The sequence below is a fragment of the Halobacillus hunanensis genome (genome assembly GCF_900166655.1).
GTDB lineage: Bacteria > Bacillota > Bacilli > Bacillales > Halobacillaceae > Halobacillus_A > Halobacillus_A hunanensis.
The window spans coordinates 1,407,303-1,420,025 of the sequence record NZ_FVZB01000006.1 but is presented as its reverse complement, the minus strand read 5'-3'; the positions used below and the strand labels follow the sequence as shown (position 1 = coordinate 1,420,025).

Annotated in this window: 13 protein-coding genes, 1 rRNA gene and 1 other RNA gene; 2 read left to right on the top strand and 13 right to left on the bottom strand. The window is 41.7% G+C overall.

Annotated elements, in window-relative coordinates; genetic code table 11:
- The 8 genes from B5354_RS12505 to tadA form a co-directional block, all read right to left on the bottom strand.
- A 16S ribosomal RNA gene (locus tag B5354_RS12505) occupies positions 1–65 on the bottom strand; the annotation flags it as partial.
- 437 nt (positions 66–502) lie between these two features.
- Positions 503–766 (bottom strand): pro-sigmaK processing inhibitor BofA family protein, encoded by a 264-nt coding sequence (locus B5354_RS12500; protein ID WP_079529090.1) that lies wholly within the window; start codon positions 764–766, stop codon positions 503–505.
- Between the two features lie 71 nt (positions 767–837).
- Positions 838–1,062 carry a YaaL family protein gene (locus tag B5354_RS12495; protein ID WP_425432121.1) on the bottom strand — a complete coding sequence of 75 codons (225 nt, stop codon included), beginning with the start codon at positions 1,060–1,062 and terminating at the stop codon, positions 838–840.
- Positions 1,063–1,067: 5 nt separating this feature from the next.
- Positions 1,068–1,664, bottom strand: a complete 597-nt coding sequence (recR, locus tag B5354_RS12490) for a recombination mediator RecR (RefSeq protein ID WP_079529089.1) — start codon at positions 1,662–1,664, stop codon at positions 1,068–1,070.
- 11 nt (positions 1,665–1,675) lie between these two features.
- Positions 1,676–1,993: a YbaB/EbfC family nucleoid-associated protein gene (locus B5354_RS12485; RefSeq protein WP_079529088.1), complete on the bottom strand. Its 318-nt coding sequence runs from the start codon at positions 1,991–1,993 to the stop codon at positions 1,676–1,678.
- 27 nt (positions 1,994–2,020) lie between these two features.
- Positions 2,021–3,721 carry a DNA polymerase III subunit gamma/tau gene (dnaX, locus tag B5354_RS12480; RefSeq protein WP_079529087.1) on the bottom strand — a complete coding sequence of 567 codons (1,701 nt, stop codon included), beginning with the start codon at positions 3,719–3,721 and terminating at the stop codon, positions 2,021–2,023.
- Between the two features lie 168 nt (positions 3,722–3,889).
- An RNA gene (gene ffs / locus B5354_RS12475) (signal recognition particle sRNA large type) lies at positions 3,890–4,155 on the bottom strand.
- A gap of 50 nt (positions 4,156–4,205) precedes the next feature.
- The gene (gene tadA, locus B5354_RS12470; protein ID WP_245804769.1) at positions 4,206–4,688 is read right to left on the bottom strand and encodes a tRNA adenosine(34) deaminase TadA; all 483 of its coding nucleotides are present in this window, start codon (positions 4,686–4,688) and stop codon (positions 4,206–4,208) included.
- Between the two features lie 86 nt (positions 4,689–4,774).
- On the opposite strand from tadA, the gene B5354_RS12465 reads away from it, so the two are divergent.
- The gene (locus B5354_RS12465) at positions 4,775–6,064 is read left to right on the top strand and encodes a glycoside hydrolase family 18 protein (RefSeq protein ID WP_079529085.1); all 1,290 of its coding nucleotides are present in this window, start codon (positions 4,775–4,777) and stop codon (positions 6,062–6,064) included.
- A 52-nt stretch (positions 6,065–6,116) separates the two neighbouring features.
- Here B5354_RS12465 and B5354_RS12460 read toward each other — a convergent pair whose 3' ends face one another.
- The gene (locus B5354_RS12460) at positions 6,117–6,884 is read right to left on the bottom strand and encodes a DUF3891 family protein (protein ID WP_079529084.1); all 768 of its coding nucleotides are present in this window, start codon (positions 6,882–6,884) and stop codon (positions 6,117–6,119) included.
- A 66-nt stretch (positions 6,885–6,950) separates the two neighbouring features.
- Here B5354_RS12460 and B5354_RS12455 point away from each other — a divergent pair, with 66 nt between their 5' ends.
- Entirely contained in the window at positions 6,951–7,361 is a 411-nt protein-coding gene (locus tag B5354_RS12455) for a PH domain-containing protein (RefSeq protein ID WP_079529083.1), read from the top strand.
- A gap of 72 nt (positions 7,362–7,433) precedes the next feature.
- On the opposite strand, the gene B5354_RS12450 is transcribed toward B5354_RS12455, so the two are convergent.
- From B5354_RS12450 to acsA, 4 genes are all read right to left on the bottom strand, one after another.
- Positions 7,434–7,949 (bottom strand): type 1 glutamine amidotransferase domain-containing protein, encoded by a 516-nt coding sequence (locus B5354_RS12450; protein ID WP_079529082.1) that lies wholly within the window; start codon positions 7,947–7,949, stop codon positions 7,434–7,436.
- An 88-nt stretch (positions 7,950–8,037) separates the two neighbouring features.
- Positions 8,038–9,357: a lysine N(6)-hydroxylase/L-ornithine N(5)-oxygenase family protein gene (locus B5354_RS12445; RefSeq protein ID WP_079529081.1), complete on the bottom strand. Its 1,320-nt coding sequence runs from the start codon at positions 9,355–9,357 to the stop codon at positions 8,038–8,040.
- A 20-nt stretch (positions 9,358–9,377) separates the two neighbouring features.
- Positions 9,378–10,706 carry a purine/pyrimidine permease gene (locus B5354_RS12440; RefSeq protein WP_079529080.1) on the bottom strand — a complete coding sequence of 443 codons (1,329 nt, stop codon included), beginning with the start codon at positions 10,704–10,706 and terminating at the stop codon, positions 9,378–9,380.
- A 106-nt stretch (positions 10,707–10,812) separates the two neighbouring features.
- Positions 10,813–12,522 carry an acetate--CoA ligase gene (gene acsA, locus B5354_RS12435; protein WP_079529079.1) on the bottom strand — a complete coding sequence of 570 codons (1,710 nt, stop codon included), beginning with the start codon at positions 12,520–12,522 and terminating at the stop codon, positions 10,813–10,815.
- Positions 12,523–12,723 lie beyond the last annotated feature (201 nt).

Genomic DNA, 12,723 nt, shown 5'->3' with positions numbered 1-12,723 from the left:
TCGACTTGCATGTATTAGGCACGCCGCCAGCGTTCGTCCTGAGCCAGGATCAAACTCTCCATAAAAGTAAAGTTTGCTTGTGCATGGATGCACTGACTTCAACGTTGCAACAGGACGTTGCGAACTTAGTTGAAGTTCCTTAACTCTTTGCACACCGAATGTGCTTGTTTGAATTCCCTCTATAGAATAGAAAGAATATGTTGACGTACTGGTTGGTTCGTTCAGTTTTCAAAGATCAAAATGTTAAGTGCCGCTTCAAAACAGCGACCTAATTAATATATCATGGTTAGAAAGTTAAGTCAATAACTTTTTAAATGATATTTTCATAATTTGTGATAATCTGTCGCGTTCCCTTTAATGCGACAAGTAATAATTTATCATGCCTAAAAATAAATTGCAATAGTTTTTATAAAAAAATTCCATACAAACTAATAGAATGACAGTTCATAAGAGTTTTATGAAACAAAAAAGAAACGGATTAGAGAATCTCTCCTCTCCGTTTCTACAGTACCCACAAATGTATAGCTGTTAACGAAAGCACCCCGGGTATTCCTAACAGAGCAGATACAACAGCGGTAAATCCGTTAATTGGTACATGTAATCCAAATTGTGCTCCAAATAAGTTCACAAAGAATAGGAGAACCACTGCAATGACTACTCTCATTAGTGCTTGTCCTATCCATTTCACCGGAGAGGAGGGCAAACCAACGACCAGTAACAGTGGGATGGCTAATCCTATTATTAAAATTACGAACACCGGATCCATAAAGAAACCTCCTGTGTAAAATACTTGCTTATGACAAGTTATGTTTACCTACAGGAGGATATACCATTATTTTAGGACAAGGCATTTAAATTCCGTTTCCTTGCCTCTCTTAATAAATAGAAGTACTTCGCCTTGGCTACCGATAAATCTAGTAACCCTTCCTCACTAGGTTCAACACTATGCTCAATAATTCGATCAAGTGTTTCCCACTCTTGCTTTAACTTTTTTATATCTGTCAGTAATTGTTGATCTACTTCATTTATCTTCGTTTTCTTTTTACCAAAAATGACAACCACCCACTTTACAGTTCTCTTCGACCTTCAAGTGCTTTGGATAAGGTGACTTCATCAGCATACTCTAAATCTCCGCCAACGGGCAGGCCGTGAGCAATTCTTGTCATTCGAACGCCAGAAGGTTTAACCAGCCTGGATATATACATGGCTGTGGCCTCCCCCTCTACATTGGGGTTTGTAGCCAGAATTAGTTCTTCTACACCCTCATCCTTTAAGCGGTTGATCAAACTGGGTACATTGATATCCTCTGGCCCAATTCCATCCATTGGAGATATGGCTCCATGAAGGACATGATACTTCCCGCTGAACTCCTTCATTTTCTCCATGGCGATAACATCCTTAGGATCTTGCACCACACAAATCACAGATGAGTCACGTGAATCATCCTGACATATGGAACACGGATCGTTATCTGTGATTTGTCCGCAAACTGAGCAATGGGTAAGCTCTCTCTTAGCACTTACAAGTGATTTAGCAAAATCAAGTACATCGTCCTCTTCCATTTCAAGGACGAAAAAAGCCAGGCGGACAGCCGTCTTAGGACCGATCCCTGGCAGCTTCGTGAAACTGTCAATTAATTTAGAAATAGGTTCCGGGTAATACATGAAAATTCCTCCTAGAACATTCCTCCAGGCATACCTTTCGTAAATTGTCCCATAGTATCATTTGTTTTGTCTTCAACTTGCTTGAGTACATCATTTGTTGCTGTAATAATTAAGTCCTGAAGCATTTCTACATCATCAGGGTCAACAACCTCTTCGTCAATCTCTACGTCTGTTACTTCCTTTTTCCCGTTAGCTACAACTTTAACCATACCTCCACCGGCTGTTGCTTCGAAAGTCTCTTCATGAAGCTCTTCTTGAGCCTTCATCATTTTCTTCTGCATCTTCTGCATTTGTTTCATCATATTGTTCATATTTCCTCCACCACGCATGGTAATTCCTCCTTTTAATCTATCCATTTAATCTTGAATTTCAATGATATTGTCGCCTGCGAGCTTTCTTGCTTCGGATATAAGCGGGTCATCTTCTTCTTTTGCTTCAGAGTCATCCCCGTCCTCATTGCTGCTCTTTTGTTTTCTAACGTATTCCTCCCGCAGCTCTTTCCAGTTCGCTTGTGGAATCGGGATAATAACCAGCGGTTTGCCTGTGAATTCTGTCAGCAATGGTTCAATCGTTTTTTGATGCTCAAGAGCTAGCGAACAATGAATATCATACCGAAAAGCTAAAATCAGGGCCTTTGATGAAGCTGCACTTGGTTTACTGTTAAGTAATGTTGCATGTGCTGGTGCATTAGTCTGTTTTAACCTTTCCATAAAATCAGCCCATTGCCCTTGCACTTTCTTCAATTCTTCTTTAGAAGCTTCATTAAGTACCATTCGAATTCGGTCATATGGTACATTATAACCGTTTCGGCCAGTTCTTGCAGGGGACCGCTTTTGTGCCTTCTGGGGCTGTTCTACTTGACTAGCTGCTGCAGGGGGATTTGCTTTTAATTGGTTCAGTTCCCTTTCCATTTGTTCCAGTTTATCAGTTAGCTGCTTAATAGCTGTAGGATCAGCAGAGTTTGAGGCAGTCTCTTGCGTCCCTGCAATATTAAGCAGGGCAATTTCAATGAATACTTTTGGACTGGTCGTCCATTTCATTTCCTGCTGACACTTGTTTAATTCACGAATGGTACGTTGGATCCAAACTGCATCCAACTCTTCGGATAGTTGACGGAAAAAGTCATCGGGAATGGCTCGTTCCAAGTTGTGCTGTAAATCAGGTGCACTTTGGAATAAAAGTATATCCCGCAAGTAGTAGATCAAATCAAATACAAACCGGCCAGGGTCCTTTCCTTGATGAATCAAATGATCAACAGCTTCCAGAGCTTCTCTTATTTCCTTCTTGTCCAGTGCATGAATCACTCCTGCCAACGTGCCTTGGGAGACCGAACCTGTTACAGCCAGGACATCATCAATTGTAACTTCTTCCTCGCTGTAGGAAATAGCCTGATCAAGTAAACTTAACGCATCCCGCATCCCGCCTTCAGCCGTTAAAGCGACAACTTCAAGTGCTTCGCGTGCCACACTTAATCCCTCAGAGGATGTGATTTTTTCCATTCGTTCAACCATCGCCTGCTGGGTAATTCGTTTAAAGTCGAAGCGTTGACATCTAGAAATAATGGTCAAAGGAATCTTGTGCGGTTCCGTTGTAGCCAAAATAAAAATAACATGTCGAGGGGGTTCTTCCAACGTCTTCAAAAGGGCATTAAATGCGCCCATTGATAGCATATGGACCTCATCGATAATATACACCTTATAGGAAACTGCACTTGGAGCATATTTAACTTTGTCTCGAATTTCACGAATTTGTTCAACACCATTGTTTGAGGCTGCGTCAATTTCAATGACATCCGAAATCGACCCGTCCTGGATACCAAGACAGGCTGAGCATTCATTGCATGGCTCTTTAACCGGGGCATGCTCACAGTTTACGGCCTTTGCAAAAATTTTCGCAGCGCTGGTCTTCCCTGTTCCGCGCGGTCCCGAAAATAGATACGCATGAGAAAACTTATCTTGCTCAATTGCATTTTGCAGTGTGCGTGTAATGTGAGTTTGTCCAACAACATCCTCGAAGTTTCTTGGGCGCCAGACTCGATATAGTGCCTGATAGCTCATACAACCGTTCTCCCTTTTTAGTCTCTACTTTTATTATACCCGAACGATGGATCTGATGTGAACCTTCGAGTCTAACATCATAGCATCTATTTATTAATACCATGATTATTTCTATAGAAAAAGAGCCGTTATGATCATTCATAACGACTCTTTATTTAACTTATGTAACCGTGCACCCGCCTTCGATAGCCTGATCCCAAGCGCTACTCATGTTCATGGCTCGACCCAGGCGCTCCCGCGGCACACGAGAGAGTCAGCTTACTGCTGCTTCCTTCCGGATCTGACAGGGTTCACTGGTTCTCGTTGCGCAGGACCTGAGTGTCAACACCACTCCCATGAGTCTGACCTTGAGATCAAACTACCTCGGGCGGGAATTCGGCCTCGCTATAGCGGATTGCGAGTACAGGGCACCGCTACCTCCCCGCTTAGCACGGTATTTCCAAGTATAGCGACTTTTATTATAAAATGCAATGGAAAAGACTAGTTAATTTTCACCAGATCTGCTCCGTTTCTTTTTTTCACGAAGCTCCCGAAAAAAATCAGTCAGCAGGCTGCCACATTCTTCTTTCATAACACCACCAACTACCTCTGATTGGTGATTAAAGCGATCTTCTTGAAGTAAATTCATCAGTGTTCCGGCACATCCCGCTTTAGGGTCGGCAGCTCCATAGACGACACGTGGAACTCTGGATTGGACTATTGCCCCTGCACACATCGGGCAAGGTTCTAAGGTGACGTACAGCACACAATGTTCTAAACGCCAGCTTCCTATTACCTCATTCGCTTTTTCTATCGTAATAAATTCTGCATGAGAAGAGGCCAGCTGTGATGTTTCACGTTGGTTATACCCTGATGCAATGACTTTCTCCTGATAAACAATGACAGCACCAATAGGTACTTCGCCAAGTGCTTTTGCTCGTTTCGCCTGTTCAATGGCTAACTGCATATAATATTCGTCCTTATCCAAATGTAATCCACCTTTCATAATAATGTAAGAATAAAATGATTCATTACCTTCATACATTGATAATAGCTGAGGAAGGAGTGTATGTATTGCAAATTCATGTTGTAAATCAAGGTGATTCGGTCTATTCGATTGCAGCGTTATACGGAAGTACACCTAGTGCGATTATTGAGGCAAATGAATTAGAAACACCAGAAAACCTTGTAGTGGGGCAGGCCCTAGTTATCCCAGGCGAAGGTCAGTTTTATTTTGTCCAGCCAGGAGATAGTTTATATTCGATTGCTAATCAATATGGGACAACTATAGAGACGCTTATTCAGGTCAATCAACTGCAGCCTAACCAAATTCTTCCGGTCGGATACAGACTCTACATCCCCCAGGGACCTTCTCCACAAATTACAGCAAATGCTTATATCGAACCATCGGGCGGGGAAGTATCAGATGTACTGCGGAGTTCAGCTGAACAACGTGCACCTTTATTAAGTTATTTGGCTCCTTTTAGTTATGAAGTACAAGAGGACGGCTCCCTGCAGGCTCCTCCGCTTGATAACTTCAAAGCAATTGCTGAAGCCAATAATGCCTCTTTAATGATGGTCGTAACCAACTTAGCGGAGGATGGATTTAGCCAGGAGCTGGGGAGAGCAATTTTAACAAATGAACAACTCCAAAACACGCTCTTAGATAACATTATCCAGACCGCTCAATCGGTAGGTTTTCAGGATATTCACTTTGACTTCGAATTCCTGCCTCCCGAAATGAGAGAGAATTACAATCAGTTTCTACGTAAAGCCAAGCAGCGTTTTTCTCAGGAAGGATTGCTTTTATCGACAGCCCTTGCACCTAAAACCAGCGCCGAACAAGAAGGAGCCTGGTACGAAGCGCATGACTATCAAGCCCATGGTGAAATTGTTGATTTTGTCGTATTGATGACCTATGAGTGGGGCTACAGCGGAGGCCCGCCAAGAGCCGTGTCACCGATCGGGCCCGTTACAGAAGTTGTGAATTATGCGTTGTCTGTTATGCCTGCAGAGAAAATTTTACTCGGTCAGAATTTATATGGCTATGACTGGACGCTTCCATATGAACCTGGCGGGGAATTTGCCGAGGCAGTAAGCCCCCAGCAGGCGATCCAGATTGCCCGGGAGAACAACGTATCTATTTCTTACGATGAAGAAGCCCAAGCTCCTTTCTTTATGTACACAGATGCAGAAGGTAATCAACACGAGGTTTGGTTTGAAGATGCCCGCTCCATTCAGGCAAAATTTGATTTAATCAAGCGGTTAAACTTAAAAGGGATTAGTTACTGGAAGTTAGGGCTCTCATTTCCTCAAAATTGGCTGCTATTAAGCAACCAATTTACAATTGCTAAGAACCAATAATATGAATCCGCTCCGGACAGCCATGGTCTCCATATGGCTGTCTGCAACGGTTTTAAACTGAAGGAACAAATGTGACCGTTCGATCAAGTACTTCCGCCTGGTTGAATGCGGATTCTAATCCAACTTCCTTTACATCCTTCCGTTGTACAATTCGGTATGGAATCGTCACGTGGAAAGACTTTTCAAATGGGAAAGGATCCAAGGCCACATGCTCCTTGTCCTGCCAATAGGGCATGATACCACTTGGAGCAACATCAAAAGACTGCCTAAAGCCATTCTTAAACCACGCCAATTCATTGGCTTTTGATACCCCTGGCTCTTGCATACAGATATAAAGAGATAAATCATCACAGAACTGAAGCCGTTCAAAATGAGTATGATACAAATCCTTCGGTACCTCCATTTTCATCGCCTCGATTAGCTGCTCGCGTCGCCTTTCTTCATGATCGATGAATGCAAGAATACGCTTATCCTCACTATCCTTCGAGAAAAAAGATTGATAATGCAAGCTGCATAACATTCCTGCATACTTTGATTCGGCGGCTACTTCTTCAATTCCTCGTTGATAAGCGGCTAGTTTTTCTTCTAATGGATAATCGATAAACGTGTACGGCTGCTGCTTCTCTTCATTCCACATTGGACTTTCATCCAGTGGAATCCAAGCCCGGTCATGCTGGTCTATTGCCCAATCCGCTTCCTCTCTAAGCTTGGATCGCAATAAGTATTTCTGTTTCCATTGTAGAGCGAACTCTCCGGAAATTTGCGCATGATCGTGCTGCTTTATCATAAGAAATTGATTACCTTGTTGTTGAACGATCATATCAATCCCTCCTCTATGTAGTAACATTTATAATATAATAAGTACAAAAACCCGAGGTGATCCATAGTGAAATTTAAAGTAAAGAAAAACCCATTGCTTGTTATGATTACTCTTGCTCTGATTCCGATCGGTTTATTAGGATTCTTCTCCGAGGAAAAAAATGAGGCCTGGATTAGTTTACTGATTGTCACGATTATTGCCATCCCAATGCTCTGGGCACTCGTAGTTTCCTACCATGAAGTAACCGATACTCATTTTCGAATCGTGTTTGGGCCTATAAAGAAGAGTATTCCATTATATGATATAAAAGGAATTCATTATTCTTATAATCCTTTATCAAGTCCAGCTTGGACATTTAAAAGACTTGAAATCACATATTCTCATTATAATTCAATTTTAGCTTCAACTCCAAAAAACGAATCCTCGTTACGTGATTTACTAAAGGAAAAGTGTCCTCGTGCCAAGATTGAAATTTAAGTCAACAAATATAAGTAAGAAGCCACGAAGAGTATCTCTCTCCGTGGCTCCCTGTCATATCTTAATGGACATTTATTTTTTTATAAGTTTGCTTGCTTCGTGGTTAAAGGCTGGTATATCATCAGGCTGACGGCTTGTTACCAATTGATCCTGACATACTACAACTTCTTGATCTTTATAATCCACTCCGGCATACTCCATGTCGACAGCGATGGATTTGAAGCCTGTTGCTGTACGACCTTCTAATGATTTAGCTGTAATCAATAACTGTGGACCATGACATATAGCAAATACAGGTTTCTTTTCATCCATAAAGTGTTTAGCAAATTGGACGAACTTTTCATCACCGCGAAGCTGATCAGGAGAAAAGCCTCCTGGAATAAATAGAGCATCAAAGTCAGTAGGTTTCACATCATTGATTGATTTATCTATCGTAGTCGTTGTTTGTCCCTGCTTACCAGTGACTTCTTTACCTGCTTCCCATTCAATCGTGGTCACTTCATGTCCTTCTTTTGTAAAAGCATCAACAGGCTGCGTATATTCTACATCCTCAAACATAGACGTCATCACACATGCGATCTTACTCATATCAAAATCACTCCTTGAATGCTTTTAATTTGTTCACGATTGTCATGTTCCCCCATGTTTTTCTTTTTAAACGTTGTAACAGAGCATTCTATTCTTGAAACTTTTTCATAGAAAAAGTCTGGAAGCTAGGATTTTGCTGATTTTTATAAATGTCCCTGCCTGCAATCGTATTAATAATATGAACATTACGATGAACAGCCAGACCAAGGTTGGTAGCCCCAGCTCCATGTGAATGAGTTAAATTGGTCAATGTGAAAAAATGGTGGTCTCGTTGATCTGAGAATTCAAGGCGGTAATCTCGTGTAACATGATAGTTTTTCTGATCATCCCATTTAATTTTCTTTTCAAAGCGATGGATAAACCAGTCTGGAATATGTGGTTTGTAACCAGTCGCTAAGATCACTTTTTCCGTATGATAACGATAATCTATTTCCTCCTGCCATTGCCTGCACTGTAAATCGTAGCCACCTTTGTCAGCTTGAGAAATTGACTTAACCTCTGTCATCGGATTGATTAACACATAGTCTTTTTCCCCGCCGGCCGTCTTATGATAAAGAACAGAATAGAGACGGGTCAACGTATCTGGATCAATTCCTTTTCTCAAAGCCCCAAGTGTGTCTAGATTCTCTATTCGTTGTTCATAACTCAATGAATGAAAATAATCTACATAAGCAGGGGTAAAGAACTCCTGCGCAAACTTTGCCTGATCAAGTTGAAACAGCCCTCCTGTTCTCGTAAGAAGACTTAGTTTCATGTCGTTGCGCTTTTGTTCTTCCAGCAAATCAAGGAAAACTTCAATAGCACTTTGACCAGAGCCAACAACCGTAACATGCTTCGCTTTTAATAAATTTTCCTTTTCATATAAATAACGGCTTGTATGAAACACGTCACCCTCAGGAAGACCTTTCATCCCGTCTATTATCAGCGGTTCGCTCCCTGTCCCCATTACTACATGTTTCGTCAGAAAGTGATGATGTTTACCAGTTTCCGTCTCAAGTGCTATGACCTCGTAGTGAGGTTCCTCAGCCTCATTCCGATCAATTACATCAACGATAGAATGACCGAAATACAAATCATCTATCTGATTAGCTGCCCATTGCAAATAATGATTGTATTCCTGCCGCGGAACTTTCGTCTGATTATGAAAAAAGAAAGAAAACATCCGATCTTGTTCATATAAGTAGTTCATGAACGTGTATGGGCTTTTGGGATCAGCGAAAGTAGTCAAATCTGCCAAAAAAGGGACTTGTAAATCCATTTTTTCAATCAACATTCCCGGGTGCCAGGCAAATGAAGGCGATTTTTCAAAAAAGGCACCACGTAGTTCTGTTTTTTCAAGTAAGGCTGCTAACCCTAGGTTATAAGGACCGATACCAATACCAATCACATCATACATTTGTTTTGTCATCACAACCACTTCCTTATTTCTCATGCATTATTAGATTTAGGTGATTCCTTCCAAATTTGTTCTAACAAAATTACAAGCACAGTCCCGACCAACAGGCCATTGCTTAGCAAGTTCTGGACCATCGAAGGCATTTCTTGAAAAACTTCAGCAGGAAGAAACATAATTCCAATTCCTATTAGGAACGATATCCCCAGTATTGTTAACCTGCGTTCATTTAATTCCTCACTGGCCATATTCGATATCCCAAGACCCATTAACTGTACAAATGTAGCCAGAAGCGCTGCATTTGCAATCGGGGCAGGAATGGCTGAAATAAAGGCCACGATTGGCGGAAAAAAAGCGACAGCTATAAGTATTAACGAAGCATATAAAAAGGGCCGCTTACTTTTTTGACCTGTCAAATTAATAAAACCTGAAGAGGAGGCTAAGGAAACATTCGCAACGGAAGAAAACATTGCTGAAATCACATGGTTAATGCCAAGGAAACTGCTGCCCCGGTTCAATTGATTGTATTCATAGGTAGGTTTCCCATAGACCGAATGGCTGACAGCCACGACAGAGGCTACTAAATTCGACAATAAGATCACGGCTGTAATAAACGCCAGTGGTATGACACTCCATTCGAAATTGGGAGTTCCCCAAACCCATAATTCGGGGATTTTAAATGCATCTGAGACTAAAAGGGAATCAGCCGGTTTACCTCCGACGCACACCACATACAAGACCCAGCCAACCACAATTCCGATCAGGACAGCATACCCTTTTAACCACCCTTTGCCGAAAAAAGATAATCCAATCACTAGAAAAAAGGTTAAAAATGCCAAGATTGTTTTATCAATATGGATGGATCCAACCTGCTGCTGGACTCCTATCATGCCTTTGAGAAAAGTCCCGCTTAATTGTACGGTTATTAAAAATAAAAAAGCCCCGGTCACTAGCGGAGTAAACACAAACAACACCCGGTGGGCAAGGCCGAAAACACCAAAGATAAATAAGAATATCCCTGTCCATATCATCGCTGCTTCAAGCGTTTGTAATGTTTCTATGTAGCTTTTCCCTGCCGCTACCTCTGAGTAGGCCATAACAGCAAATATACTAATCCAGATTCCAGCCGGTCCTTCCATAATTGGTAACCGGTGGCCAAATAAACCTTGTAAGAGAGAAGTAAGTCCAACAGCAAAAAAAGTTCGCTGCATCAAACCTGCTACTTCAGTAAAATTCAAATCAAAAATAGCCCCAATTACGATTGGTAACGTTACGGCACTGGCTAATAGAAAAACAAACCACTGCACTGTTTCTAACGTTACCGTCGACCATAGCGGCTTCCTATTACTGTTCGTTATTGTCATCTGCTTACCACCTACATTTATTTAAAAACAACCTTAATTGTTTCACGTGTAACATTTTCATTATAGACAAAGAGAGCGCACAGTCTCAAGCTGTGCGCTGTGCCTCTTATTCTTCTAAAGTGGAGGTATCACCAGTAGGTAACCCTAATTCCCAGGATTTTAATAACCGACGCATGATTTTACCACTTCGCGTTTTCGGAATCGTATCTGTGATTTCAATTTCTCTCGGCGCTGCATGGGCGCTGAGGCCTTTTTTAACAAATTGGCGGATGTCTTCAAGCAATTCATCCGATTTTTCATATCCTTCCTGCAACGTGATAAAGGCTTTAATAATCTCGCCACGCTCAGGATCGGGCTTACCAATTACTCCTGCCTCTGTCACTGCATCATGTTCTATCAGCTTACTTTCTACTTCAAACGGTCCAACTCTTTCACCTGAAGTATTAATCACGTCATCTAGGCGACCCTGGAACCAGAAGTAGCCATCTTCATCTTTGTATGCGCTATCTCCAGAAACATACCAGCCTTTAATGAAATAACTTTCATATTTACCTGGATTGTTCCAAATGGCACGCATCATAGATGGCCATCCTTGTTTAATCGCCAGGTTCCCCATTTGATTGGCCGGCAGCTCATTTCCATCGTTATCAACGATCGATGCCTCAATGCCTGGCAGTGGTTTACCCATAGATCCAGGCCTCACCTCCATGGTTGGATAGTTACAGATCAGCATCGCACCCGTTTCTGTCATCCACCATGTATCATGAATACGTAAATCAAAGGCTTCAAGACCCCACGTAATCACTTCAGGATTTAAAGGTTCCCCTACACTTAATACATGGCGTAAAGAGGAAAGGTCATGTTTTTTCGCTGCATCTGCACCGGCACTCATCAGTTTACGGAAAGCTGTTGGAGCTGAATACCAAACAGAGACCTTCTGCTCAGCAATCGTTCCATACCAATCATCCGGGCTGAACCTGCCTCCGCGGACTACGTTTGTAACTCCGTTCAGCCATGGGGCAAAGATTCCGTAACTCGTACCTGTTACCCAGCCAGGGTCAGCTGTACACCAATAAACATCGTCTTCTTTCAAATCAAGTACCCATTTCCCAGTCTGATAATGCTGCATCATTGCATTATGAACATGGTATACACCTTTAGGCTTTCCTGTTGAGCCTGAGGTATAATGAAGCAGCATTCCATCTTCTAGGTCTACCCATTCTATCTCGAACTCTTCTGATGCAAACTTCATTTCTTTGTCAAAACTAATATGTGAACCTGACTCATCTCCTCCTACAAGAACGATCTTCTCAAGATGCGGCAGATCATTAACAGGGACACGATCTAATAACTCAGGTGTTGTAATCAACATTTTAGCTTCACTGTCTTCTAGACGATCACGAACAGCCTGCTCCATGAATGCTTCAAACAGTGGACCGGCAATCGCCCCGAGCTTCAAAATCCCAAGGAATGACGCATAAAATTCTGGACTCCTGTGCATAAACAGGAAGACCCGATCTCCTTTTTCAATATCATGATTTTTCAACACATTCGCAAATTGATTACTTTTTTTCTTTAGCTCATCGAAGGTTAGTTTCTCTTCTCGGTCAGGCGAAGTATAAATGAGCGCCGCCTGGTTCTTTTTATTAGGATCTTCTGCGTGTTTATCCACCGTTTCATAGGCAATGTTAACTTTTCCCGTCTTACTCCATGTGAAATTTTCCTTCACTTCATCCCAATTAAAATTTTTGTACGTTTGCTGGTAATCTTGTAAGTTATGGTTTCCTGACCTTGCTGGAATGGTTTTCATGTCCATAAAATCACCTCATTAGAATGAATTTTGTAACCGGTTTCTTCATTTCTTTAAATAAAACCCCGTTTAATTAATGAAACAGGGTTTATACACATTGTCTAAATATTTCGTGAATTACTTACCATTTTAGATGAAATGAATTGAATTTTAAAGGGAAATGCCTGAAGAGTTACAGAATTGTAATCAGGCTTTACTTTTTTGACA